A 25,377-nucleotide genomic window follows, 5' to 3' on the forward strand; every position below is an offset into this window, starting at 1 on the left:
AGCGACAGGAGTACAGCGCATGAGCCGTCGGCGAACGTGGGTCGAGATCACCATCGTCCTGCTGCTCTCGCTCGGCGCCAGCGCCCTCTACTCGATCCTGCAGATCATCGACGACCTGTCCCAGACGACCCCGCTCGGCGAGCAGTCGACGGCGCTGAACACCTCGTCGACGACGGTGCAGTACGTCGACCTCGCCCGGCAGCTCCTCGGCATCGCGGTGGACCTGGCCCCGGTCGCGCTCGTCTGCTACCTCCTGTGGAGCACGTCGCGACCGCACCTCAGCCGGCTCGGGATCGACCGGTTCCGGGCGAAGCCGGACCTGGGCGGCCCGGCACTCATCGCCCTGTGCATCGGGATCCCGGGGCTCGCGCTGTACTTCGCGGGGCGGGCGCTCGGCATCACGGTCGCGGTCGACCCCGCCGCGCTGAACTCGTACTGGTGGACGGTCCCGGTCCTGCTGCTGTCCGCGATCCGCTCGGGCCTGCAGGAAGAGGTGATCGTGATCGGGTACCTCTACGCCCGACTCGGCGACCTGGGCTGGGGTCGCTGGCAGATGATCCTGTCGACCGCCCTGCTGCGCGGCAGCTACCACCTGTACCAGGGGTTCGGGGCGTTCATCGGCAACGCGGTGATGGGCATCGTGTTCGGCTGGATCTACACGAGGTGGGGCCGGCTCCTGCCGCTCGTCATCACGCACGCCCTGCTCGACGCGGTGGTCTTCGTCGGGTACCCCTGGGTAGCGCACGCGTTCCCGCAGTTGTTCTCGTAGGCGGCGGCGCGTCGACGCTCCGCTGGCCGCTCAGCGCGTCGCGGGCGCATCCACAGCCCCCGCTCAGCGCGCCGAGGGGCAACCCCCGCCGGGCCGCCCTACCGTGAGACCCATGAGCATCCCCGCGATCGGCGAGTCCGCCCCGTCGTTCACCCTGCCGGGGATGGTCGTGCGCGGCGGCGTCCGCTCCGACGACGAGTACGACCTGTCCGCCGAGATCGGTCGGACCGTCGTGCTGGCCTTCTACCCGGGCGACGCGACCGCGGTCTGCACGGCCCAGCTCTGCAGCTACCAGGCCGAACTCGACGAGTTCACCGACCTCGGCGCGACGGTGTGGGGCATCAGCCCGCAGGCACTCGACTCGCACGAGGGGTTCGCCCGCGGGTCCTCGCTCGCGTTCCCGCTGCTCAGCGACACCGCGGGCTCGGTGATCCGCGCCTACGGGGTGCAGGCCCCGGGCATCGGCCTGCGTCGGTCGGTCTTCGTGATCGGCCCCGACGGCGTGGTCCGGTGGCGGCACATCGGTCTGGTCGGCCTGCGGTTCCCGAAGGCCGAGACGATCCGCGAACAGATCGAACTGCTCGTTTCGTAGTCCTCGGCGTGGGATTCCCCTGAATGCGTCGCGATGGGGTATTGACACCCCAACTGGGGGCGACGACCATTGACGGCACGAGGGTCCGTCCAGGATCTGCCTCCCCGGGGAATCGGGTCGTCCGGAGATACGCGCCGGTGTGTCACACCCGCTCCCCGGGCGTCTTCGGGGAGGCATCTCGTACCCTCGTCCGGTGCCCACCACCATCGTCGCCCCCGGCCTGCGCGCCCTCGCCGTCGTCCTCTGGGTCGTGGCCGTCGTGCTCGTCCCACTGGCGCTGCTCGGCGGCGGCGCCCCCTGGCTCGTGCCGATCCCGAGCATCGCCGTCGCGTTCGTCGCCTGGGCAGCGCTGTGGCGTCCCCGGATCGAGCTGACGCCGGAGCACCTGCGCATCGTGGACGTCCGGCGGACCAGCACCTACACCTGGTCCCGCATCAGCGAGGTGCGCACGAAGTACGGCATCGAGGTGGTCACCAGCGAGGGCGTCCGCCGCGTCTGGATCGCGACCCGCCCGACGGCGCGTCTCGCCGCGCACACCGGTGACCAGCCGGGAGGCCCGGATCGCCTGGACGTCGACGCTGCGGCCGCGCGGATGCTGGCCCACGTGCCCGCCCCGGCCGAGCAGGACGGCCCGCCCCCGTCGACCGTGACGGCTGCGCCGATCACGCACCGCACCCACGGCTGGACGATCCTGGCGATGGTCGTCCTCGGGGTCGCGGCGTCGCTGGCGGCGGCACGGTTCTAGCGGTCGCGCAGTCGTCGCGGCCGTGCCGCCCGGACATCGCCCCGACGCAGAACGACACCCCCGACGTCGTGCGACGTCGGGGGTGTCGTTGGGACTTTCCGGCCACAGCTGTGCTCAGCGGTAGAAGCCGACGGTCTCCTCGCGGTTCGGCGTGATGCGGTTCACGACCCGAACGATCTCACCGTTGGATCCCTTCTTGTACACCTTGTTGGGCTTGTACGTGTAGCAAGTGCCAGAAGTGATCACCTTGTAGACGCCCGAATCCCAGAACGTTCCGCTGGCCCCAGTCGAGTTCCGCGTGTACGGCGACAGCGTCGCCTGCCCGCCACCGGTGCGGCTGAAGCACACACGGAAGCTCACCAACCGTGCGCTGGTCGACTTCACCTCACTGAAGGTTGCAGTGGTCCGGTAGACGTTGGTCTTGCCGCTGTCGTCCTTGAAGGTGTTCGACCCACCGACGACCGTGCTCCCGCCGATGTGCACGATGACGACCTCGGCAGCGCTCGCCGACGTAGCGGTGAACCCCAAGAACGCGAGCGTCATCGCTGCGACGCCCATCATCATCTTCTTCTTTCGCATGAATTTGCCCCTTGTCTCGCGAAGGGCGATAGCCCCTACCGCCCTCGGCAAGGGTTGCAGGACACAACATCACGCGTCAAATGAAGGTCCTGGCAGTTGAGCAGCCGACAGGCCCGGCAAGGAACGACACCCCCGACGTCGTGCGACGTCGAGGGTGTCGTTCGTGAACGGTGTCGTTCGTGAACGCGGTGCCGACTACTTCGTGTAGCCGACGTCCTGCCACTTGACCGAGGACTGCTGGAACTGCGCCGGACCGTAGTTCACCAGGTCCTTGCGCACACCCCAGGCGTACGGCTCGGCGAACAGCGGGATGGTGCCGGCGACCGCGACGATCTTCTTGTCGATGGCCTGCGCGTCCTTGATGCGGGCATCCGGGTCGAGCTCGCCGTTCGCCTTGTCCCACGCGGCACCGAGCGAGTCGTCCGTCACGCCGGTGTAGTTCTGGCCGGCGTCGGCGGGGTAGTAGATCGACTTCAGCGACGAGATCGGGAACGGGGTGCCCTGCCACGCGAAGTACGTGGCGTCGAAGTCACGGGTCGTCGTGGTGATGTACTTCGTGAAGAAGTCGTCGGTGGGCACGGTGTCGATGGTCACCTTGAAGCCGGCGAGCTTGGTCTGCTGCTGCACGAGCTGCGCGACGTTCGCCGAGTTCGGGTTGTCCGACGGGATCACGAAGCGGACGTCGAGTTCCTTGCCGCCCTTGGTCGCGTAGCCGTCCGAGCCGATCTTCCAGCCGGCGTCCTCGAGCTTCGACTTCGCCTTGTCGGTGCTGTAGCCGTAGACGCTCGACGCGTCGTCCTCGTAGCCCTGCTGTCCGGGCAGGTAGACGAGGTTGTTGAGCACGTCGCCCGGGCTCTTCACCGGCGACAGGATCGCCTGGGCCACGACCTTGCGGTTGATGGCCTGTGCGAACGCCTGGCGCACGTCCTGGTCCTTGAAGACGTCCGAGGTGCCGTTCAGCGTGATCTGACGCTGCGTGGTGCCGAGCGAGCGCTCGATCTTCGAGTCGGACCGCGAGTTCGCCGTCTTGAGGTTGTCGGCGCTGCCGTTCAGGTTGAACGCGTCGAGCTCCTTGTTGCCGTACGCCTGGGCGACGCCGTCACGCGAGACCGTCTTGAAGACGATCGTGTCGAGCTTGCCCGGGTCACCCCACCACTTCGAGTTCTTCTCGAAGGTCACGACGCCACCGTTGGTGTCGAAGGACTTCAGGATGTACGGACCACCGGAGACGTAGGTCTTGCCGTCGGCGGCGTACGGCGCCTTGGCCCAGGCCTTGTTGAAGTGGTCCGGGGTGTCGACGGCCCAGTACGGGTAGATGGCGGTCAAGACGCTCGCCCAGTCGGCGTTGGTCTTCGAGAACGTCATGATGACGTCACGCTCGTCGGAGCCCTGCTTGACCGAGTCCACGTCCTCCCACACGTTGGTGGACAGCGGCGCGAAGGCCTTGTCGGAGCCGTTCAGCGCCTTCCAGTTCGCGATGACGTCCTTCGCGCTGATCGGGGTGCCGTCCGACCACACGGCCTTCGGGTTGATCTTGATCTCGACGGTCTGGGGCGAGTCCTTGGTCAGCTCGACGGACGTCGCGTAGTCCTTGTTCGCCTCCCACTCGCCGTTCTCCTTGAACTGGATGAAGCTCGGCAGGTAGGTCTGCGAGATCGTCGTGTCGTCGACGGTCCCCGAGTCCAGGTTGAGCAGCTGCCAGTTCGCCGGAGCGGTGTCGATCGGCAGGGTGATCGACCCGCCGTCCTTGACGTCGGCGCGGTCCGCGACGGTCCAGCCGGTCGACTTCAGCGACGACTCGGCGACCGCGGAGTTGTCGCCGCCCGCTTCTCCGCCGCCGGAGCAGCCTGCCAGCACGACGGCAGCTGCCGCAGCGGTGGCCAGGACGGCGATGCCCTTGATCCTCTTTCGCATGGCGAGGATTCCCTTTCGTTGTGGTTCGCGCAGATCGCGCTGGACCGCGGCGGCCCCCGCCGTCGCGCCTGTTGGTTGAGAACCCTAGCCACATCCGAAGGCGGCACAAGGGTCTGTGCGATGAATCGAAACACGCTCGTAACGAATGTTGCATAGCGTCACTTCCGTTGTCCCACCCAGTCGCTCGAACGGCTAGCCTGTCGCCACCGACAACGCCGTCCGGTCGGACGGCCGCACCCAGAGGTCACGAACCACATGCTCGCCTTCATCGCAAAGCGGATCGTCAACTACATCGTCCTGACGATCGTGGCGACCACGCTCGGGTACATCCTCGCCAGCACGACGCTCAACCCGGCAGCCCGGTTCCTGGGGCGCAACCCGGCCGTGCCGCCGGGCACCATCCAGGCGTCGCTCCGCAAGCTCGGCGCCGATCCGGACACCCCGCTCCTCGTCCGCACCTGGGACTGGTGGGTCGGGCTGGTGACGCACGGCTCGCTGGGCATGAGCACCCGCGGCACCGAGGTGACGGCCGACATCATCGCCCGCTCCGGGACGAGCCTGCGGCTGCTCGTGATCGGCACACTGCTCGGCGCGATCCTCGGGGTGCTCCTCGGCGTCTGGAACGCGGTCCGGCAGTACCGCACCTCCGACCAGGTGTCGACGTACCTGTCGTTCGCGGTGCTCGCCACCCCGACCTTCGTCATCGCGGTCGTGCTGATGATCCTCGCGACCACGCTCAACCAGGGCGTGGGGACGCAGGTGATCCGGTTCACCGGCGAGTACACGCCGGGGGTGACCGGGTTCTTCCCGGTGCTCGGCGACCGGCTCGTGCACCTGTTGTTACCGACGATCTCGCTGACCATCGGCGCCGTCGCCACCTACTCGCGCTACCAGCGCTCGGCGATGCTCGACGTGCTGTCGAACGACTTCATCCGGACCGCACGGTCGAAGGGCCGCACCCGCGGCTCGGCGATCATGCGCCACGGTGTGCGGGTCGCCCTCATCCCGATGTCGACCTTCTTCGCGTACTCGTTCGGACTCATCCTGACCGGCGCGAGCATCACCGAGCTGGTCTTCAGCTGGCACGGCATGGGCGAGTACTTCGTCCAGAGCATCAGCAACAACGACATCAACGCGGCGTCGGGCACGATCCTCTTCACGGCGATCCTCGTGCTCATCGCAGGGACCCTCGCGGACCTGCTGTACGCCGCGCTCGACCCGCGAGTGAGGGTGTGACCCGTGTCTGTTCTCGACCCCACGACCACGACCACCGCCGGTGACCCCGGCGACGGCAACGCCGGGACGCCGGCGCACGTCATCGAGGTGAAGGGCGGCCGCACCCCGCTCTGGCGCAAGGTGTTCGGCACCTGGCGCGCACGCATCGGTGGCAGCGCCCTGCTCCTCATCATCCTCTGGGCGTTCCTCGGCCCGTACCTGTACCACTGGAACGCCGTCGACTCCGACGGGCTGGCGTTCGGCATGCCGCCGAGCGCTGCGCACTGGTTCGGCACGAACGACATCGGCCAGGACATCTACGCGCAGACCCTGGTCGGCCTGCAGAAGTCGCTGCTCATCGGCCTGATCGCCGGACCGGCAGCGACCCTGATCGCCGGCATCGTCGGCGCGATCGCCGGGTACTTCGGCGGCCTCACCGACCGGCTGCTCGTGTGGGTCATCGACCTGCTGCTCGTGATCCCGTCGTTCTACGCGCTCGTACTGCTGAGCCCGGTGTTCAAGAACCTGACGTGGGTGGCCCTCATCGTCGGGCTCGCGGTGTTCAGCTGGATGGTGATGGCCCGGGTGATCCGCGGGCAGACGATGTCGCTCCGCGAACGCGACTACGTCAAGGCCGCCCGGTTCATGGGTGTCCCGGCGTTCACGATCATCCGGCGGCACATCCTGCCGAACGTCGCGTCGCTGCTCATCATCGACGCCACGCTCGGCGTCGGAGCCGCGATCCTGGCGGAGAGCTCGCTGAGCTTCTTCGGCTTCGGCATCCAGATCCCCGACGTCTCGCTCGGCACCCTGCTCGCCGCCGGCAGCCAGTCCGCCGTCACCCGCCCGTGGCTGTTCGTCCTGCCCGCCGCGACGCTCGTCGCGACCGTGCTCTCGACCAGCCTGCTCGGCGACGCCCTGCGCGACGCCATCGACCCCACCTCCGGAGCCAACCGTGACTGAGCCGCTGCTCACCGTGTCCGACCTGTCGGTCACGTTCAACCCGAAGACCAAGCCCGTCTACGCGGTCCGGGGTGTCGACTACTCGGTGGCCCCCGGTGAGTTCCTCGGCATCGTGGGCGAGTCGGGTTCCGGCAAGTCGGTGTCCTCGATGGCCGTGATGGGCCTGCTGCCGTCGTCCGCCCAGGTGCAGGGCAGCATCCGGTTCGACGGGCAGGAGCTCGTCGGCAGGAACGATCGCGAGATGTCGGCGCTGCGCGGCCGGGACATCGCGATGGTGTTCCAGGACCCGCTGTCCGCATTGACGCCGGTGTACACGATCGGCCAGCAGATCGTCGAGGGCCTGCGCCTGCACGACCGATCCCTCACCCAGCACGCCGCACGCACCCGCGCCGAGGAACTCCTGCGCATCGTCGGCATCCCGAACCCGGCGCGACGACTCGACGCGTTCCCGCACGAGTTCTCCGGCGGCATGCGCCAGCGCGCGATGATCGCCATCGCCATCGCGAACGACCCGAAGCTGATCATCGCGGACGAGCCCACCACCGCGCTCGACGTGACGATCCAGGCGCAGATCCTCGACGTGCTGCAGACCGCGAAGGACATGACCGGTGCGGCCGTCGTGCTCATCACCCATGACCTCGGCGTCGTCGCCGGCAACGCCGACCGCGTCGCCGTGATGTACGCCGGCCGGATCGTCGAGACGGCGCCGGTGCTCCCCCTGTTCCGTGAACCGGTGATGCCGTACACGATCGGGCTGCTCCGCTCGATGCCGAACATGACGTCCGCCCGCACCGAGCGGCTCGTCCCGCTCGACGGCCGCCCGCCCCTGCTCACGCAGAAGCCGACCGGCTGCCCGTTCGCCGACCGCTGCCCCGCCGTCATCGACGCGTGCCGCGACGGCGAACCCGCCCTCGTCGCACCGACGGTGCCGCAGAGCGCCGACAACCCGGTCCTGACCGGTGCCGTCCAGACGATCGGCAACGGCACCCTGCTCGACGACCACACCGCCGCGTGCATCCGTCGCGACGAGATCGCCGCGGGCACCCTGGAGCGCTCGGAGATCTTCCCCCGCCCCGAGGACGTCCCCGAGGCAGCGGTCGACCACGGCGACGAGGTCGTGCTCGAGCTGCAGGACGTCGTCAAGACGTTCCCGCTCACCAAGGGCGCGCTCTTCCGCCGGCAGATCGGCGAGGTGCACGCGGTGGACGGCATCTCCCTGACGCTCAAGCGCGGCCAGGTGCTCGGTCTGGTCGGCGAGTCCGGCTGCGGCAAGACGACCACCATCATGGAGATCCTCGAGCTCGCCGGGGCCCAGCACGGCACCATCCGGGTGAACGGCGTCGACACCGCCTCGCTGTCCAAGAAGGACCGTCTGGCACTGCGACGCGACATCCAGGTCGTGTTCCAGGACCCGATGGCGTCGATCGACCCGCGCCTCGACATCGGCTCGGTGATCGGCGAGCCCCTCACCGTGCACGGCGTCGCGAAGGACGAGATCCGCCGGCGGGTGCGCGAGGTCCTCGAGCTGGTCGGGCTCGAGCCGAGCTACATCGACCGGTACCCGCACGAGTTCTCCGGCGGCCAGCGGCAGCGCATCGGCATCGCCCGAGCGCTCATCGTCGAGCCGAAGATCCTGGTGCTCGACGAGCCGGTCTCCGCGCTCGACGTCTCGGTGCAGGCCGGTGTGATCAACCTGCTCGAGGACCTCAAGCACCGCCTCGGGCTGTCCTACCTGTTCGTGGCGCACGACCTGTCCGTCGTCCGGCACATCGCCGACGACGTCGCGGTCATGTACCTCGGCCGCATCGTCGAGTACGGCGACGGCGACGCGGTCTTCTCGGACCCGCAGCACCCGTACACCCGGGCCCTGCTGTCGGCCGTACCCGTGCCGGACCCCATGGCCGAGGCCGCCCGCGGGCGCATCCTGCTCGACGGCGACCTGCCCTCCCCCACGGAGCGCATCGACGGGTGCCGGTTCCGCACACGATGCCCGCTCTACCAGCTCCTCGACGAGGGCCGCCAGGAGCAGTGCCGCACGATCGACCCGGGTCTCGAGCCCGTGCACGGCCGCGGTGTCGCCTGCATCCAGACCGACCAGGAGCACCTGCTCACCGAGCGGGTCGGCGCGGTCGTCTGACGACGCCGGTCACGCCGTGGACGTGACCAGCAGACGGACGGGAGGCCCGGTACCAGCTGGTACCGGGCCTCCCGTCCGTCGTGTGGTCGCGATCGTGAGCCGCGTCAGGCTCCCAGCCACAGGCTGAGCAGCGAAGCGGCGAGCAGCGCCAGCGCCGCTGCGCCGACCGCCAGGGCCGGCATGTCCCAGCCGCGCACGGGGTCGCCGGCGCCGGTGCCGTCGCGGTGCTCGGACCAGCGGTCGAGCAGCACCGTCATCTCGTCGGGCTGTCGCAGGACGGCCCGCTCACCGCGCCGGGCCGGTTTCGGCCGCGGCAGCGACGGCCCGCCCCAGCACTGGACCTTCCGGCCGGCGACCGTCTCGATCACGATCTGCCAGCGGAGCCGGACGTCGGCGACGGCCTGCCACGACACCACGGTTCGGCGGAGCGGGTTGACCACGGTGACCGCGCGCTCGTCGATGACGATGCACGGGCGGTAGGTCAGGACCCAGAGCGCCCAGACGAGCACGGCGATCGGGCCGGCGGCGCGGAGGACGACGTCCCAGCTCCCCCGGAACGCCGCATCGCCGAGCAGGAACAGGCCCAGGACGGCGACGAGGCCGGACACCACCGCGCCCCCGCGACCAGCGCGGAGGACGACGGGGCGTCCGGCCTCGTTCGTGTCCAGGTGGATCAGCGTCCGAACTCGAACCCGGCGCCGGGGATGGCGGCCAGGAGGTCCTTCGTGTACTGCTCCTTCGGGGCGGCGAAGACCTCGTCGGTCGTCGCCTTCTCGACGATCTGCCCACGGCGCATGACGCACACGTTGTCCGCGACGAGGCGGACGACCGCGAGGTCGTGCGTGATGAACAGGTACGTCAGGCCGAGCTCGGTCTGCAGCTCGGTGAGCAGGTCGAGGATCTGCCCCTGCACGAGCACGTCGAGCGCGGAGACGGCCTCGTCGAGGACGATGACCTCCGGCTTGAGCGCCAGCGCACGAGCGACGGCGATGCGCTGCCGCTGGCCACCGGACAGCTCGTTCGGGTAGCGGTTCACCATCGACTTCGGCAGCGCGACCTGGTCGAGCAGCTCGAGCACCCGGGCGCGACGCGAGGCCTTGTCGCCCACCTTGTGCGTGGCGAGCGGCTCGGCGATCGTGTTCCCGACGTTGTACATCGGGTCCAGGGAGCCGTACGGGTCCTGGAACACCGGCTGCACGCGGCGGCGGAAGTCGAAGAGGTCCTTGCCCTTCAGCGCGCCGATGTCGATCCCGTCGAACTGCACGGTGCCGCTCGTGATGCTCTCGAGCTGCAGGACGAGCTTCGCGACGGTCGACTTGCCCGAACCGGACTCGCCCACGAGCGCCGTGGTGGTGCCCTTCTGGATCGAGAACGACACGTCGTCGACGGCCTTGAGCTCGCGGGTCGCGAGGCTCTTGCCGCGCAGCTTGTAGACCTTCTCGAGGTTCTTCACCACGATGAGGTCCTCGGCCGGACGGTGCTCGCGCTCCTGGGCCCGGGCGATCAGCTCGGCGTCGTCGTTGCCGGCGTCGGCGATGTCGACGCGCGCGTGCTGCACCTTCGACTGGATGCGACGGCTGGCCAGCGACGGGGCCGCCGCGACGAGCCGCTGCGTGTACGGGTGCTGCGGGTTGGCCAGGATCTCCTTCGAGGGACCGGCCTCGACGACCTGGCCCTTGTACATCACGACGAGCTTCTCGGCACGCTCGGCGGCGAGGCCGAGGTCGTGCGTGATGAACAGCACCGAGGTGCCGAAGTCGCGGGTCAGGCTCTCGAGGTGGTCGAGGATGACGCGCTGGACGGTGACGTCGAGCGCACTCGTCGGCTCGTCGGCGATGAGCAGCTGCGGGCGGCTCGACAGACCGATGCCGATGAGCACGCGCTGGCGCATGCCGCCGGAGAACTCGTGCGGGTACTGCTTCAGGCGGGTCGAGGCGTCGCCGAGGCCGGCCTCCTGCAGGACCTCGACAGCACGGTCACGGACGGCCTTCTTGCCGGTCGCCATGCCGTTCGCACGGATCGCCTCCTCGACCTGGAAGCCGATCGACCACAGCGGGTTGAGGTTCGACATCGGGTCCTGGGGGACGTAGCCGATCTCCTTCCCGCGGATCTCCGACATCTCCCTGTCGCTCAGCCCGACGAGCTCGCGCCCGTTGAACTTGATCGAACCGCCCGTGACCTCACCGGTGCCGGGGAGCAGCTTGATGATCGCCTGGGCGCTCGTCGACTTGCCCGAACCGGACTCGCCGACGATGGCCAGCCGCTCGCCCTGCTCGAGGGTGAGGTTGACACCGCGGACGGCCTGCACGAGGCCGCTCTGGGTCTTGAAGCCGACCTGCAGGTCGGTGATCTCGAGCAGCGGGGCGCCGGAACCACCGGTGCGGCTGCTGTTCGTCTGGGTCAGTGTCTCGCTCATCGGCGGGCCCTCGCCTTCGGGTCGAGCGCGTCGCGCACCACGTCACCGAGGAGCAGGAACGCGAGCACGGTGATGGACAGGGCTGCCGACGGCCAGAAGATCGTCGACGGTGCCGTTCGGATCGAGACCTGTGCGGTTCCGATGTCGAGGCCCCAGCTGAGCGCTGAGTCCGGGAGCCCGATGCCGAGGAACGACAGGGTCGCCTCAGCCACGATGAACGTGCCGAGCGACACCGTCGACACGACGATGACCGGGGCCACGGAGTTCGGGATCACGTGACGGACCAGCGTCTTGAAGCGGCTCACGCCGAGCGCGGCTGAGGCCATCACATAGTCGGACTGCTTCGCGCTGAGCACGGCACCACGCATGATGCGAGCGATCTGCGGCCAGGCGAACGCGGCGAGGACCAACGCCACTGTGATCGCGTTCCGCGCCGGGATGACCGACATGATCACGATTGCGCCGAGCACGGTGGGGATGGAGAAGAAGATGTCCGCAATGCGGGACACGATCGTGTCGAGCCATCCGCCGTAGAAGCCGGCGAGAGCGCCGATGATGACACCGACGATCGTGACCAGCACCGTGGCGACGATGCCGACGATCAGCGAGTTCCGTGCACCCCAGATGACACGTGAGTACACGTCGTAGCCCTGGCGGTTGTACCCGAAGATGTGGCCTGCTTCCGAGCCTTCGTTGCTCTTGGCGAGGATCGCCTTCCTCGGGTCGATGTGCGTGAAGAGGCCAGGGAACAACGCCACGACGATGATGAGCAGGATGAGCACGGCGGACACCCAGAACATCGGGCGGACACGCATGGAGTCCCAGGCATCGGTCCAGGTGGACCGGGTCTTCTCGTTCTCGTCGACCTGGTCGACCGCTTGGAGCGGGGTCTCCTCGATCGGAGCGACGTAGTGCGTCGCCGAGCGGGATGCGGCGTTACTTGGCATAGCGGATCCTCGGGTCCAGGACGGCGTAGAGCAGGTCGACCAGGAGGTTGGCGAGCATGAAGATGATGACCATCACGGCGACGAACGACACGACGGTCGGTCCTTCGCCGAGCTTGACGGCCTGGAACACCGTGCCACCCACACCGTGGATGTTGAAGATGCCCTCGGTCACCACGGCGCCGACCATCAGGTTGCCGATGTCGACACCCAGGTACGTCACCACGGGGATGAGTGAGTTGCGGAAGATGTGCACGCCGACGACACGACGACGGGGCAGGCCCTTGGCCGTCGCGGTGCGGACGAAGTCAGCACTCATGTTCTCGGCGACGCTCGCGCGCGTCAGACGCACGATGTACGCAAACGACACCGAGGCGAGCACGATCGCGGGCAACACGAGTTCGTCCCACGGCGCTTCGCCGGACACCGTCACCCGGAACAGTCCGAGGTTGATGCCGAAGACGTACTGCAGCAGGAACCCGACGACGAAGGTCGGGACCGAGATGAGCAGCAGCGACACGACGAGTGCGGTGGCGTCGAACAGCTTGCCCTTGCGCAGACCAGCGATGACACCGACGACGATGCCGGCGACCGATTCGAACAGCAGCGCCAGGATCGCCAGACGGGCGGTGATCGGGAACGCCGAGGCGAGCTGCGAGCTGACCGGCAGACCCGAGTACGTCACGCCGAGGTCGCCGCGGAACACGCCGCCGATCCAGAGCAGGTACTGCACGATGAACGGCTTGTCGAGGTTGTACTGCTGTCGCAGCTGCTCGATCACCTGCGGTGTCGGCTGGCGGTCGCCGAACAGCGCGGCGATCGGGTCGCCGGGCAGCGAGAAGACCATGAAGTAGATGAGGAACGTGGCCCCGAAGAACACGGGGATGAGTTGCAGGAGGCGCTTGCCGAGGTACCAGAGCATCAGATCACTGCCCGGTCCGGAGCGATGTCGATCAGGTTCATTGTGGTGAGGGGTGGACGGTCCGAGGGTCGGCACGGAAGTCCGGTGCGGGAGGGCGCCCGCGGTGTGGGGGAAGGTCTTACCGCCGCGGTACGGGGGTTCGGGGGCCATGTGGCCCCCGAACCCCCGTCCTGTGGTCGCGAGGCAGGATACCTGCTCGCGTGATGGTCTCTACGAGACCAGGGTCAGTTCTTGACCTCGACGTCGTAGTACAGCGGCACCGAGTTCCAGCCGAACTTGACGTTCGACACCTTGTCCGCGTTCCAGACACCGGTCACGTTGGAGTACCAGAGCGGGATCTCGGGCAGGTCCTCGAACAGGAGTTCCTGAGCCTGGTCGAAGATCTTGTTGCCCTCTTCGACAGTGGCTGCCGAACGGCCCTTCGCGAGCAGCTCGTTGTACTCGGCCGAGTCGTAGCGCGCGTAGTTGCTCGACGAGCCCTTGCCCATGGTCGGGCCGAGGAAGTTGTACAACGAGGGGTAGTCGGCCTGCCAACCGGTGCGGCTGCCGCCCGTGAGCTTGTCGTTCGTCTGGAGGTCGAGGGCCTCCTGGAACGTCGGGATCGCATTGCCTTCGGCCTTGATGCCGAGCGTGCTCGAGATCGAGTTCGTGACCGCGGTCACCCATGCCTGGTGGCCACCATCGGCGTTGTACGTGATGGTGAGGGTGTCGTCGTACTTCGAGATCTTGTCGGCCTCGGCCCAGAGCTTCTTGGCCTCGGACTTGTCGTACTCCAGGACGTCAGAGCCCTCGAGGTCGTCGTTCCAACCGGCGATCACCGGCGAGGTGAAGTCCTTGGCCGGGGTGCGGGTGCCATCGAAGATCTTGTCGGTGATCTCCTTGCGGTTGATCGCCATCGAGACGGCCTCGCGACGGAGCTTGCCCTCTTCACCCTTCCAGTGGTCCAGGTAGTAGGGCAGGTAGATGCCCTGGAAGATCGCGGCGGGCTGGTTGACGTTCGAGTCCGGGAAGTCGGACTTGTACGTCTGGAAGTTGGCGTCCGGCACGGCGTCGAGGACATCGAGGTTGCCGCCCTGAGCATCCGCGTAGGCGGTGTCCTGCGAGGTGTAGAACGTGATCGTCAGACCACCGTTCTTCGGCTTGCGCTTGCCCTCGTAGTCCTTGTTGGCGACGAGCTTGATGGACTGGTTGTGGGTCCAGGCCTTCTTGCCGTCGAGCTTGTACGGACCGTTGCCGATCGGGTTCTCACCGAACGCCTTGGTGTCGTCGTAGAACGCCGACGGCAGCGGCACGAAGGCCGAGTAGCCGAGCGAGAGCGGGAAGTCGGACTGTGCCGACTTCAGCTTCACGGTGAACTCGTCGTCGTTCACGACCTTGAGGCCGGTGAGCTCGGAGTCCTTCTCGGCGTTGTACCCCTCGATGTTTTCGAAGAAGTACGAGGCGCTCTGCTTGTTCGAGAACTGGGCCGCCCAGTTCCACGCCTTCGTGAAGGACTCGGCGGTGACCTTCTCGCCGTTCGTGAAGGTGTAACCCGTGTTCAGTTTGATGTCGAAGGTCTTCGAGTCATCGGTGTCGATGCTCTTCGCGACCTCGTTGACGGGCTTGCCGTCGGCGTCGTACGAGACGAGGCCCTCGAACAGCGAGTCGATGACCTTGCCGCCACCGGTCTCGGTGGTGTTCGACGGGATGAGGGGCTTCTGCGGCTCACTCCCGTTCGTGGTGACGATCCCGGACGCGTTCGCCGAGCCCGAGCCACCCCCGTCGGAGCTGTTGCTGGAGCAGGCGGTCAGGGCGAGTGCTGTGGCCCCGAGCACGGCGAGGGCGGAAAGCCCGGCGCGCTTCTTGATCAAGGTTCCTCCTGGTGCATGGGACGCGCAGGGCACAGCGGTGTCACCCGGGCGCGTTTGACCTTTGCAGCGTAGGCAAGGTGAACAGCGGCGTCCAAACCCAGGGGCGAACGGTTACACGCCGGTAACCAACTTGCACGATCCTTGCGACAAGATGCAACATTCGCGCGCGTGCCGGTGAAGGGTGCGTTTTTGTTGCATCCGCATGAAATCCATTGCACTCCGTCACACTTCTGTGCAAGTCGGGGGACGGCCGAGCATCGCTCAGGGGTACGGCTCGGGGGCTGCGTCGAGCGGTCAGGACATGCCGAGGGTGGCACGCCGAGTGGTCACGAACTGTCGGTGGGAGCTGGTCCGGACGACGGTTCGTGACCGCACGGCGGAACTGAGCGGGGTGTCGTGACCAGCCGGGACACGACCGTGCCCCGTCGGACCCCGTCCGACCCCGGCCGGACACGACCGTGCCCCGCCCGGAGGACCGGACGGGGCACGGGGCGCACGGCGACGACGGGGTGTCGGCGCCGGTCGGGATCAGGCGAACGCCTCGATCGGCGGGCAGGCGCACACCAGGTTGCGATCCCCGTACGCCTGGTCGATGCGACGCACCGGCGGCCAGTACTTCCGGCCGCTGATGCCCGGCAACGGGTAGACGGCCTGCTCGCGGGTGTAGGCGTGCGCCCACTCCCCCGAGATCACCGACGAGGCGGTGTGCGGCGCGTGCACGAGCGGGTTGTCGTCCGCCGGCCACTCCCCGCGCTCGACCGCTGCAGCTTCGGCCCGGATCGCGAGCATGGCGTCGACGAAGCGGTCGAGCTCGGCGAGGTCCTCGCTCTCGGTCGGTTCAACCATGAGCGTGCCCGCCACCGGGAACGACATCGTCGGCGCGTGGAACCCAAAGTCGACCAGGCGCTTCGCGACGTCGTCGACCGTGATGCCGGTGGTGTCGCGCAGCGGGCGGAGGTCGAGGATGCACTCGTGCGCGACCAGTCCGTCGTCGCCCGTGTACAGCACGGGGAACGCGTCGCGCAGACGGGCCGCGATGTAGTTCGCCCCGAGGACCGCGGCCTCGGTCGCACGGGTGAGGCCCTCGAGCCCCATCATCCGGACGTAGGTCCACGTGATCGGCAGGATGCTCGGGCTGCCGTACGGCGCCGCACTGACCGGGCCGCCGGCGTGGGCCAGGCGGTCGTCCGCCTCGGCGGCGGTCGCACCGGAGCGCCGGTCGGCCTGCTGCGCGAACGGGTGACCGGGCAGGAACGGTGCCAGGTGTGCCTTCGCGGCGACGGGTCCCACGCCGGGGCCGCCACCGCCGTGCGGGATGCAGAAGGTCTTGTGCAGGTTGAGGTGCGACACGTCGCCGCCGAAGTCCCCGAAGCGGGCATGGCCGAGCAGCGCGTTGAGGTTCGCGCCGTCGACGTAGACCTGGCCGCCTGCGTCGTGCACGGCGTCGCAGATCTCACGGATGTCGTGCTCGTACACACCGTGGGTGGACGGGTACGTGATCATCAGGGCCGCGAGGGTGTCGGCGTTGGCGGTGACGCGGGCCCGGAGGTCCTCGAGGTCGACGTTGCCGTTCTCGTCGCAGGCCACCACGACGACCTTCATGCCGGCGAGCACGGCGGACGCGGCGTTCGTCCCGTGCGCGCTCGACGGGATGAGGCAGACCGTCCGGTCCTCGTCGCCACGAGCCTGGTGGTACCCACGGATGGCCAGCAGGCCGGCGAGCTCGCCCTGGCTGCCGGCGTTCGGCTGTAGGGACACGGTGTCGTAGCCAGTGACCTCGGCGAGCCACGACTCGAGGTCGCCGATCATGTCGAGGTACCCCTCGACGTCCTCGCGCGGTGCGAACGGGTGGATGTTCGCGAACTCCGGCCAGGTCACGGCGGCCATCTCGGTCGCCGCGTTGAGCTTCATCGTGCAGCTGCCGAGCGGGATCATGCCGCGGTCGAGCGCGTAGTCCTTGTCGGACAGGTGCTTGAGGTACCGCATCATGCGGGTCTCACTGCGGTGTGCGCTGAATACGGGGTGCGTCAGGTAGTCGCTCTCGCGCTGCAGGGCGGCCGGGAGGCCCGTGGCCGCGTCGCGCACGGCGGTCTCGGTCGCGGGGACGGTCACGTCCACCGCCCCGAGCACGTTCGCCAGCGCCACGACGTCGTCGGGCGTGGTCGTCTCGTCGACGGACAGCTGGAACGTGTCGGCGTCCACGACGTGCAGCAGGTAGCCGGCGTCCTGCGCTGCCGCGACGATCGCCTCGGCGCGACCGACGGCCCGCAGGGTGAGCGTGTCGAAGAATGCGTCGTGCACGACCTCGACCTCGGCGTCACGCGCCACGGCGGCGAGTGCACCGGTGGTGCGTGCGACCCGACCGGCGATGAACCGCAGACCCTCGGGCCCGTGGTAGACCGCGTACATCGAGGCCATCACGGCGAGCAGGACCTGCGCGGTGCAGATGTTGCTCGTCGCCTTCTCGCGGCGGATGTGCTGCTCGCGGGTCTGCAGGCTGAGGCGGTAGGCCATCTGACCGTCGGCGTCGAAGGACACCCCGACCAGGCGACCGGGGAGCTGACGCTCGAGGCCGGCGCGCACCGCGAGGTAGCCGGCGTGCGGGCCACCGAAGCCGAGCGGGACGCCGAAGCGCTGGCTCGTCCCGACGGCCACGTCGGCACCCAGGTCGCCGGGGCTGGCGAGCAGAGTCATCGCGAGCAGGTCGGCCGCGACGACGGCGATGCCGCCACCGGCGTGGACCCGCTCGATGACGGGCGACGGGTCGACGATGCGGCCCGAGGCGCCCGGGTACTGCAGGATGACGCCGAACGCGCCGTCGAGCTGGTCGTCGCTCGGGCCGGCGGCAGCGTCGAACGTGCGCAGCGTGATGCCCACGGCGTCGGCACGGTGGTCGAGCAGTGCACGGGTCTGCGGCAGCAGGTCGGCGTCGACGAGGAACGCGTCGCCCTTGACCTTGGACGCGCGGCGGGCGAGGAGCATGCCCTCGACCACGGCGGTGCCCTCGTCGAGCATCGAGGCGCCGGCGGTGGCCATGCCGGTCAGGTCGGACACCATCGTCTGGAAGTTGATGAGTGCTTCGAGGCGGCCCTGCGAGATCTCCGGCTGGTAGGGCGTGTACGCCGTGTACCAGCTCGGGTTCTCGAGCACGTTGCGCTGGATCACCGCGGGCGTGTGGGTGCCGTGGTAGCCGAGGCCGATCATCGCGCGGCGCACGGTGTTGCGGCCGGCCTTCGCGCGGAGTTCGGCGAGCGCCTCGGTCTCGCCGACGGCAGCCGGGATCACTGAGTCGGCGACGGGGCCGACGTGGATGGACTCCGGGATCGCCGCGCGGACCAGGGCGTCGAGCGACGGCTGCCCGACGACGTCGAGCATGGCCTGCTGGTCGGCCGGGGTGGTGCCGATGTGGCGGTCGGCGAAGGACGTCTGGAGGTTCTCGAACGCGGTCATGCGATGGAGGCCCGGTACGCGTCGTGGTCCATCAGGTCCTCGGGGAACGAGGTGCCGTCGACCTTGATCTTCACGAGCCAGCCGGCGCCGAAGGGGTCCTGGTTGACGGTGTCGGGGGTGTCGACGACGGCATCGTTGACCTCGACGACCTCGCCCTCGATCGGGGCGAAGAGCTCGCCGACGCTCTTGGTCGACTCGATCTCGCCGATCTGGTCGCCGGCGGTGGTGGCGGTGCCGACGGCGGGGAGCTCGACGTAGACGACGTCACCGAGCTGCTCGGCGGCGTGGTCGGTGATGCCGACGGTGACGGTGTCGCCCTCGACGAGCAGCCACTCGTGGTCGGCCGTGTACTGGAGTGCGGTCTGGTCGGTCATGGGGTCAGCCTTTCGAGGCGCGGCGGTAGAAGGGGAACGCGGAGACCGTGCTGGGGACGGCAGTCCCGCGGACGTCGATGTGGAGGACCTGTGCCCCGTCCGACACGGCGGCGAGCGCAGCCGGGTCGACGAAGGCCATCGCGACGGGGTGTCCGAGCGTCGGCGAGAGCGCGCCCGAGGTCACGGTGCCGACGACCGTGCCGTCGAGCACGACGTCGTAGCCGGCTCGGGGAGCACGGCGGCCCTCGGTCACCAGACCGACGAGCACCCGGGCGTCCGCCGACGGGGTGACGCCGGCCGCACCGACGAAGTCGCCGTCCTTCGCGACGACGCGGCCGAGGCCGGCCTGGGCCGGACGGACGTCGGTGCCGAGCTCGTGCCCGTAGAGGGGCATGCCGGCCTCGAGTCGCAGGGTGTCGCGCGCGGCGAGCCCGGCGGGGACGACGCCGCGGTCGGCACCGGCCTCGAGCAGGGCGTCCCAGAGCACCGGGGCGGTGTCCGGGTCGGTGTAGACCTCGAAGCCGTCCTCGCCGGTGTACCCGGTCCGGGCGACGAGCACGTCGGCGCCGTCGAACAGCGCGTGCAGCACGCGGTAGTAGCCGAGTTCGTCGAGCGGGGTCTCGGGCTGCAGGCGGTCGGCGACGACGAGCGCGTCGAGCGTGCCGGCCGCCGCGGGGCCCTGGATCGCGACGAGGGCCGTCGTGTCGGAGTCGTCGGAGACCTCGACGTCGAAGCCGTCGGCCCGGGCGGTGAGCGCGGTGACGGCCACGTCGCGGTTGGACGCGTTCGCGACGACGAGGAAGACGTCGTCGTCGGTCCGGTACACGACGAGGTCGTCGAGGATCCCGCCGTCCTCGGCGAGCAGCAGCGAGTACTTGGCGCGGCCGATCGGCATCGTGCCGAAGGACCCGGCGAGCGCGTGGTCGAGGAAGGCGACGGCATCGCTGCCGGTCACCCCGATCTCGGCCATGTGCGACAGGTCGAAGACCCCGGCGGCCTGGCGCACGGCGTGGTGCTCGGCGAGGTCCGACGAGTAGCGCACGGGCATGCGGTACCCGGCGAAGTCGGTGAAGGTCGCACCGGCGGCCTCGTGCACGGCTTCGAGCGGCGACGAACGCTGACCCGGCGTGGGCAGTGGGGACGGACTCATGGCGGAGTTCTCCTGGCATCGGCAGGGCCCGGCGACGATCGCCGGGTGGAACTCCCCCTCTGTCATGGGCCTGAGAGTTTCACCGCGGCCCGTGAGGTCCGGCGGCTTTCACCGTGGGCGAGACGACCGAGCGTCTGCTTTTCAGAGTGGCCTGTCCGCTGCGGTGTGGGACCTGAGAGATTGACGGGGGGATTGCTCCTTCGGTGCCGTGCGTGCGCCCGAGGGCACGATGTACCCAGAAGCACGACGTACCCGGAGGTACGTGCACGGCGTCTCCCGCGACGGATGAACGGCCGGTGTGTTCAGTTGTCCGCGACGAGCATACCGAGGCCGCGTTTCGAGCGTGTGTCGCGAGCGAGCCTTCGACATCTCGTAGAATGCGGGGATGGCCGGACAACGATCGCGCCCTCGCGGGCAGCTGGAGCAGGCGGTGCTCGACGCCCTCCGCTCCGCCGACTCCGGGCGCACCGCACGCCAGGTGCTCGACGCGTTCCCGGAGCCCCGCCCTGCGCTGACGACCGTCCTCACCGTGCTCGACCGCCTCGGCCGCAAGGGCCAGGTGGAACGGGAGCAGCACGACGACGCTCCCCTGACGTTCCGCGCCGTGCACAGTCGTGACGAGCAGACCGCGTCGCTGATGTCGAGCGCACTGGCCGCGTCGTCCGACCGCGAGGCGGCGCTGCTGCAGTTCACCGGCTCGCTCGCCTCGGACGACCTCGAGGCCCTGCGCCGCGCCCTCGACGCCCGCGCCCGCTCCTGACCGGCTGCGCACCGTGGTCGTCGCCGGCATCGCGCTCATCGTCCTCGCACTCGCGGTGGTGGTGTTCGCGCCCCGGGTCCTGACCCGTTCCGCCTGGACGATCGACCTGCCCCGCACCGCGCTGGTCTGCTGGTCGGTCGCGGTCCTGCTCGGCGTCGTCGGCTTCGTGGCCGGCATCACCCTCGTGGTGCTCGCCGACCGTCCGGTCACCGAGCTGTTCGGCGGGGACGACTCCCCCACGCACGGCTTCAACGTCGGCGTCGCGCTCCTCGCGGTCGTCGCGTTCGTCGTCGCGGTCCGGGTGCGCCCCGGCCCGGAACACGAGGCCGTCCGCCAGGCGATGCGTTCCGGCGTCGCCCCGCACCGCGAGATCGACGGCACCCCCGTCGCCGTCGTCGAGGCCGACCACGCACTGGCATGCGCCGTGCCGGGTCGGAGCGGTGGCGTCCTCGTCAGCACCGGCTTGGCAGACCGGTTGCGCACCGACGAACTGGAGGCCGTGGTCGCCCACGAACGCGCCCACCTGACCCAGCACCACGCGGCTGCGGTCGCGGTCGCGGAATCGATCGAACGTGCGGTCCCGTGGGTGCCTGGTGCGCGCGCCATGGCGCGGTCGACGCGTGTGCTCGTGGAGTTCGCCGCGGACGACGCGGCGGCCCGTCGCGTCGGACGCGACGCCCTGCGCCGGGCGGTGCTGGTGGCGGACGGGAGCAGCGCGCTCGGCGCGATCCGCGCCTCCAGGCTGTCGTGACGCACCATGTGTCGGGGGCGAGGCATATGGTGATCGGACCGTGAAGCCACTGACCGAAGCCGACATCCGATCGTCGTTCGTGAACGCCACCCCCGACGAACTCGCACAGCTGCCCATCCCGGGCCTGCACGAGACACTCTGGGACGAACGCGAGTTCCTGGGCTGGCGCGACCCGCAGGCCGCCCGCCGCGGGTACATCGTGTCCTGGATCGACGAGCGCCCCGTGGGCATCGTCGTCCGGTCCGCCGGTGGCTCGCTGCGCCCCGGAATCGCCGCGATGTGCTCGTTCTGCCACTCGCCGCAGCCCGCGACCCAGGTCCGGCTGTTCTCCGCCGCGCGTGCCGGTGAGTCCGGGCGCAACGGCAACACGATCGGCACGTACATCTGCGAAGACCTCGGGTGCCCGATGCTCATCCGCACCGCGCCCCCGCACCTGAATCCGCCGGCGACCATCGCGATGCGTGGAGCCTCCCTGCTGCAGCGCGTGCAGAACTTCACCGCGGACATCACCAAGACGGCGTGAGCCGGTTCGGCACCGCCCGCTGGGCCGTGGTCGAGGAGCTCGGCGACGGCCGGTGGCGGCTGACGCTGCGGGACGAGGCCGACGACGAACTCGGCGCGTTCGGTCTGGGCGTCGAGGGGCCGTGGGACCCCGACGTCGAGCCGCACGTCGGGTTCGTGCTCGTGCAGCTCGGCTTGACGCTGCGCGGGGCTCGGCCGTGGCGCATCGACGAACTCGGTGACCACCGGGCGCCCGTCCTGTCGCTCGGCTGAACGAGGACGCCCGGACGGCTTCCTTCGGCGCGCGCGGTCCGCTCGGTCAGTCCGCGGAGACGAAGTTGCGCAGGATCTCGCGGTCGTCGTCGGCGCGCATCGCCCATGCGAGCTCGCTGCGGTGGTCGCTGCCCTCGAGCGGCAGGAGCGCCACCGTGTCGGGTGCGGCGAGCGCAGCGCTCTCCGGTACCACCGTGACACCGAGGCCGACCCCGACCAGGTGCAGCACGGTCGCCCAGGTCGTGGCCTCCTGCACGATGACCGGGCGGCGGCCACCGGCGGTGACCGGTGCGAGGTTGCGCTCGGTCGCCAGAGCCCCCGCGACCGCCGGGAAGAACACGAACGGCTCGTCGACCAGTTCGGTGCCGCGGATGCGATCCCGATCCGCCAGGCGGTGACCGCGCGGCACGGCGGCGACGAAGGCCTCTGACCGGAACGGCAGCAGCCGCACGGCGGGGTCCGGGTCGGCATCGCGGACGACGGCGAGGTCGAGTTCGCCGCGGACGATCCGGGCGAGCAGGGTCGACGAGTACCCCTCGGTCAGTTCCACCCGGACCAGCGGGTAGCGCTCCCGGAACGCCTGCACGCGTTCGATCGGACCGAGGGGCAGCGCGGAGACGACGAACCCGACGTCGAGCCGACCGACCTCGCCCCGACCGACCCGCACCGTCTCGTCGAGGTCCCGTCGCACCTGCCCGAGCAACGACCGCGCCCGGCCCTGCAGCACCCGGCCGGCGGCGGTCAGGGCGACGCTGCGGCTGGTCCGGACGAACAGGTCGACCCCGAGCGCGCGTTCGGTGCGCCGGATCTGCTGGGACAGCGCGGGCTGGGCGATCCGCAGCTGCTCGGCCGCTCGGCCGAAGTGCAGCTCGTCGGCGACGGCCAGGAACGCCCGCAGCTGCCGGAGGTCGACGTCCGGTTCGCGATCCATGCACACAGCGTATCGATCAGCGCGAACGAGTATTGGACGTGACTGCATCGCCGCCCGAGGATGGTCGCATGCCCGAAGCAACCTCCACCGTCACCATCGCTGACCTCGCCACCCACGCGGACGCCGAGGCGTTCCGCACGCTCAACGAGGCGTGGATCACCCGGTACTTCACCCTCGAGGACGAGGACCGCGTGTTCCTCTCCGATCCCGTCGGCCGCGTCGTGGAACGGGGCGGGGCCGTCCTGGTCGCCCGGCTCGACGACCAGGTCGTCGGGTGCATCGGGGTCGTCCCCACCGCCCCCGGCGTGTTCGAGCTCGTGAAGATGGCAGTCTCCCCCGACCACCAGGGGCACGGGACCGGGCGGAAGCTCATCACCGCTGCGCTCGACCGGGCACGCGAGCTCGGTGCGCACCGCATCGACCTGGAGAGCAACGCACAACTGGCCAGCGCCGTGCACCTGTACGAGGCGTTCGGGTTCCGGCACCTGCGCGCGGACGAGATCGCCCCGAGCCCGTACGTCCGGGCCGACGTGCACATGACCCTCGACCTGCACTGACGTTGACCCTGCACTGACGTTCGACCTGCACCGCCGTTCGACCTGCACTGCCGGCGGCCCGTCCCGGTACGCTCGCGGCATGGCGACGTACGAGGTGCAGGCGGTCCGCGAGGCCGGCGCGTGGCAGGTCTTCATCGACGGCTTCATGGTGACCGAGGTGTCCCGGTGGCCGTCCGTCGGGTTCGTGGCCCGCGAGCTCCTCGCGATGGACCGTGACGACGACCTGCGCATCCGCGTCGTCGGCCGCAACCAGTACGTGGCCTGACCGCAGCGGGCTCGAGTGTGCAGAAGACATCGAGTGCGTGCAGCCGACCCGACGTCTTGTGCTCACTCGATGCTGCGTAGCCGGCAAACGACGCCGTTGCGCAGGTCAGGCGACGTGCCAGACCAGCCCCTCCTGCGCGCTCGACGGGTACGCCGAGGCGATCCGGAACACGGCCTCGCGCAGGGTCTCCGGTGAGCACGCCAGGTTGAGCCGGACGAACCCGCGCCCCTCGGACCCGAACCCCAGCCCGGAGTTGAGCGCGACGTACGCGTTCTCGCGCAGCGGCACCGCGGGGTCGTCGCCGAGGCCGATGCCGCGGAAGTCGAGCCACGCCAGGTAGCCGGCGCGAGGCCGCGTGTAGACGACCCCGGGCAGGTGCTCGGCGAGCAGCTTGGCGAGCAGCCGGTCGTTCGCCACGATGCGCGCCACGACGTCGTCCAGCCAGTCCGTCGCCAGGGTGAACGCCGCGAGGTTCGCGTGCAGCCCGAGGATGCTCGTGCGGCAGGCGACCTCCTCCCACAGGGTGTCGAGGAGCGCGGCGGTCCGGGGATCGCCAGCGACGATGACCGAGCACTTCACACCGGCGAGGTTCCACCCCTTGCTCGCCGAGGTCACGCACACGCTCCGGGCACCGAGCGGCTCGGCGACGGCGGCGAACGGGGTGAACTGCACGCCGGGGTGGGTCAGGGGTGCGTGGATCTCGTCGCTGATGACGAGGACGTCGTACTTCGCAGCGAGTTCGGCGATCGCGACGAGGTCGGCCCGGTCGTGCACGAGCCCGACCGGGTTGTGCGGGTTGCAGAGCAGGAAGACGCCGACCCCGCCGGCGAACGCCCGCTCGAGGCCCTCCAGGTCGAGCCGGTACTGCCCCCACTGCTCGAGCAGCGGGACCTCCTCGACCTGACATCGGGCCTCTTCGACGAGCTCGAAGAACGGCGGGTACACCGGCGGTGTGATCGCGACTCGGCCGCCGTCAGGCAGCGCGAGCCGGAGCGACTCGACGATCCCGACGCTGACGTCGGTGGCCAGGTGGATCCGCGACGGATCGATCTGCCAGCCCCAGCGGTCCAGCGCGAACTGCGCGAACGCGGGAGCGAGCGGACCGGGGCCGTCGAGGTACCCGAGGTCGGACTGCGAGACCCGTTCGATCAGGGCCTGCCGGATCGCCGGGGCGACGTCGTGGTCCATCTCGGCGACGAACAGGGGCAGCACGTCGGGCGCGTACCGCGTCCACTTGATGCTCGTCCGGACCCCGCGGAGCGTGCCGACCGGGTCCTGCTCGTCGCTCGCCATGCGTCCCAGCATGCCCCTGCCGGGAG

General features: G+C 69.5%; 24 protein-coding genes and 1 riboswitch. Of the genes, 12 read left to right on the top strand and 12 right to left on the bottom strand.

What is annotated here, in order from left to right:
* Positions 1-19: 19 nt before the first annotated feature.
* From DEJ01_RS05770 to DEJ01_RS05780, 3 genes are all read left to right on the top strand, one after another.
* Positions 20-769, top strand: coding sequence for a CPBP family intramembrane glutamic endopeptidase (locus tag DEJ01_RS05770; RefSeq protein ID WP_111092450.1), 750 nt, complete (start codon positions 20-22; stop codon positions 767-769).
* A gap of 112 nt (positions 770-881) precedes the next feature.
* Positions 882-1,361 carry a peroxiredoxin gene (locus DEJ01_RS05775; RefSeq protein WP_111029557.1) on the top strand — a complete coding sequence of 160 codons (480 nt, stop codon included), beginning with the start codon at positions 882-884 and terminating at the stop codon, positions 1,359-1,361.
* A 193-nt stretch (positions 1,362-1,554) separates the two neighbouring features.
* Complete coding sequence (locus tag DEJ01_RS05780) at positions 1,555-2,106, top strand: PH domain-containing protein (RefSeq protein WP_111022611.1); 552 nt, start codon at positions 1,555-1,557, stop codon at positions 2,104-2,106.
* A 114-nt stretch (positions 2,107-2,220) separates the two neighbouring features.
* On the opposite strand, the gene DEJ01_RS05785 is transcribed toward DEJ01_RS05780, so the two are convergent.
* Both DEJ01_RS05785 and DEJ01_RS05790 read right to left on the bottom strand, forming a co-directional pair.
* Entirely contained in the window at positions 2,221-2,685 is a 465-nt protein-coding gene (locus tag DEJ01_RS05785; RefSeq protein WP_111022610.1) for a hypothetical protein, read from the bottom strand.
* Between the two features lie 195 nt (positions 2,686-2,880).
* A complete protein-coding gene (locus tag DEJ01_RS05790) occupies positions 2,881-4,599 on the bottom strand; it encodes an ABC transporter family substrate-binding protein (protein WP_111092451.1) in 1,719 nt (572 codons plus the stop codon).
* A 255-nt stretch (positions 4,600-4,854) separates the two neighbouring features.
* Here DEJ01_RS05790 and DEJ01_RS05795 point away from each other — a divergent pair, with 255 nt between their 5' ends.
* Genes DEJ01_RS05795 through DEJ01_RS05805 form a run of 3 tightly spaced genes read left to right on the top strand, consistent with a single transcriptional unit; the run spans position 4,855 to position 8,914 of the window.
* Positions 4,855-5,835, top strand: coding sequence for an ABC transporter permease (locus tag DEJ01_RS05795; RefSeq protein ID WP_110864437.1), 981 nt, complete (start codon positions 4,855-4,857; stop codon positions 5,833-5,835).
* 3 nt (positions 5,836-5,838) lie between these two features.
* Positions 5,839-6,777 carry an ABC transporter permease gene (locus DEJ01_RS05800; RefSeq protein WP_071404170.1) on the top strand — a complete coding sequence of 313 codons (939 nt, stop codon included), beginning with the start codon at positions 5,839-5,841 and terminating at the stop codon, positions 6,775-6,777.
* The gene (locus tag DEJ01_RS05805) at positions 6,770-8,914 is read left to right on the top strand and encodes a dipeptide ABC transporter ATP-binding protein (RefSeq protein ID WP_111092452.1); all 2,145 of its coding nucleotides are present in this window, start codon (positions 6,770-6,772) and stop codon (positions 8,912-8,914) included. Before DEJ01_RS05800 ends, DEJ01_RS05805 begins: the two co-directional genes overlap by 8 nt.
* Before the next feature lie 104 nt (positions 8,915-9,018).
* On the opposite strand, the gene DEJ01_RS05810 is transcribed toward DEJ01_RS05805, so the two are convergent.
* From DEJ01_RS05810 to gcvT, 8 genes are all read right to left on the bottom strand, one after another.
* Positions 9,019-9,522 carry a PH domain-containing protein gene (locus tag DEJ01_RS05810; RefSeq protein WP_146247564.1) on the bottom strand — a complete coding sequence of 168 codons (504 nt, stop codon included), beginning with the start codon at positions 9,520-9,522 and terminating at the stop codon, positions 9,019-9,021.
* A gap of 65 nt (positions 9,523-9,587) precedes the next feature.
* A complete protein-coding gene (locus DEJ01_RS05815; RefSeq protein ID WP_111092454.1) occupies positions 9,588-11,330 on the bottom strand; it encodes an ABC transporter ATP-binding protein in 1,743 nt (580 codons plus the stop codon).
* A complete protein-coding gene (locus tag DEJ01_RS05820) occupies positions 11,327-12,277 on the bottom strand; it encodes an ABC transporter permease (protein WP_111022608.1) in 951 nt (316 codons plus the stop codon). Before DEJ01_RS05820 ends, DEJ01_RS05815 begins: the two co-directional genes overlap by 4 nt.
* Entirely contained in the window at positions 12,267-13,196 is a 930-nt protein-coding gene (locus tag DEJ01_RS05825) for an ABC transporter permease (RefSeq protein WP_111022607.1), read from the bottom strand. Before DEJ01_RS05825 ends, DEJ01_RS05820 begins: the two co-directional genes overlap by 11 nt.
* A gap of 224 nt (positions 13,197-13,420) precedes the next feature.
* Positions 13,421-15,046: an ABC transporter substrate-binding protein gene (locus tag DEJ01_RS05830; protein ID WP_111022606.1), complete on the bottom strand. Its 1,626-nt coding sequence runs from the start codon at positions 15,044-15,046 to the stop codon at positions 13,421-13,423.
* A gap of 528 nt (positions 15,047-15,574) precedes the next feature.
* Positions 15,575-18,496: an aminomethyl-transferring glycine dehydrogenase gene (gene gcvP / locus DEJ01_RS05835; protein WP_111092455.1), complete on the bottom strand. Its 2,922-nt coding sequence runs from the start codon at positions 18,494-18,496 to the stop codon at positions 15,575-15,577.
* The gene (gene gcvH / locus DEJ01_RS05840) at positions 18,493-18,870 is read right to left on the bottom strand and encodes a glycine cleavage system protein GcvH (protein ID WP_017887079.1); all 378 of its coding nucleotides are present in this window, start codon (positions 18,868-18,870) and stop codon (positions 18,493-18,495) included. The genes gcvP and gcvH overlap by 4 nt, the downstream gene beginning before the upstream one ends.
* 4 nt (positions 18,871-18,874) lie before the next feature.
* Positions 18,875-20,020 (bottom strand): glycine cleavage system aminomethyltransferase GcvT, encoded by a 1,146-nt coding sequence (gene gcvT, locus DEJ01_RS05845; protein WP_111054534.1) that lies wholly within the window; start codon positions 20,018-20,020, stop codon positions 18,875-18,877.
* A 49-nt stretch (positions 20,021-20,069) separates the two neighbouring features.
* A riboswitch (glycine riboswitch) is annotated at positions 20,070-20,175 on the bottom strand.
* A 230-nt stretch (positions 20,176-20,405) separates the two neighbouring features.
* On the opposite strand from gcvT, the gene DEJ01_RS05850 reads away from it, so the two are divergent.
* From DEJ01_RS05850 to DEJ01_RS05865, 4 genes are read left to right on the top strand one after another with little or no spacing between them, the layout of a single operon-like run.
* Entirely contained in the window at positions 20,406-20,780 is a 375-nt protein-coding gene (locus DEJ01_RS05850; RefSeq protein WP_110864431.1) for a BlaI/MecI/CopY family transcriptional regulator, read from the top strand.
* Between the two features lie 13 nt (positions 20,781-20,793).
* Positions 20,794-21,531, top strand: a complete 738-nt coding sequence (locus DEJ01_RS05855; RefSeq protein ID WP_111092456.1) for a M56 family metallopeptidase — start codon at positions 20,794-20,796, stop codon at positions 21,529-21,531.
* A 40-nt stretch (positions 21,532-21,571) separates the two neighbouring features.
* On the top strand, positions 21,572-22,054 hold the full coding sequence (locus tag DEJ01_RS05860) for an FBP domain-containing protein (RefSeq protein ID WP_027464546.1): 483 nt from the start codon (positions 21,572-21,574) through the stop codon (positions 22,052-22,054).
* Positions 22,051-22,305 carry a hypothetical protein gene (locus tag DEJ01_RS05865; protein ID WP_017887084.1) on the top strand — a complete coding sequence of 85 codons (255 nt, stop codon included), beginning with the start codon at positions 22,051-22,053 and terminating at the stop codon, positions 22,303-22,305. Before DEJ01_RS05860 ends, DEJ01_RS05865 begins: the two co-directional genes overlap by 4 nt.
* Before the next feature lie 46 nt (positions 22,306-22,351).
* On the opposite strand, the gene DEJ01_RS05870 is transcribed toward DEJ01_RS05865, so the two are convergent.
* Entirely contained in the window at positions 22,352-23,236 is an 885-nt protein-coding gene (locus DEJ01_RS05870) for a LysR substrate-binding domain-containing protein (RefSeq protein ID WP_111092458.1), read from the bottom strand.
* A gap of 68 nt (positions 23,237-23,304) precedes the next feature.
* Here DEJ01_RS05870 and DEJ01_RS05875 point away from each other — a divergent pair, with 68 nt between their 5' ends.
* Both DEJ01_RS05875 and DEJ01_RS05880 read left to right on the top strand, forming a co-directional pair.
* Positions 23,305-23,793 (top strand): GNAT family N-acetyltransferase, encoded by a 489-nt coding sequence (locus DEJ01_RS05875; RefSeq protein WP_111092459.1) that lies wholly within the window; start codon positions 23,305-23,307, stop codon positions 23,791-23,793.
* Between the two features lie 79 nt (positions 23,794-23,872).
* Entirely contained in the window at positions 23,873-24,058 is a 186-nt protein-coding gene (locus DEJ01_RS05880; RefSeq protein ID WP_017887087.1) for a hypothetical protein, read from the top strand.
* Between the two features lie 105 nt (positions 24,059-24,163).
* Here the strand turns inward: DEJ01_RS05880 and DEJ01_RS05885 are convergent, their stop codons facing one another.
* A complete protein-coding gene (locus tag DEJ01_RS05885; protein ID WP_071404186.1) occupies positions 24,164-25,351 on the bottom strand; it encodes a MalY/PatB family protein in 1,188 nt (395 codons plus the stop codon).
* Between the last annotated feature and the right edge of the window lie 26 nt (positions 25,352-25,377).

Source organism: Curtobacterium sp. MCLR17_040, from assembly GCF_003234735.1.
GTDB classification, from domain to species: Bacteria; Actinomycetota; Actinomycetes; order Actinomycetales; family Microbacteriaceae; genus Curtobacterium; species Curtobacterium flaccumfaciens.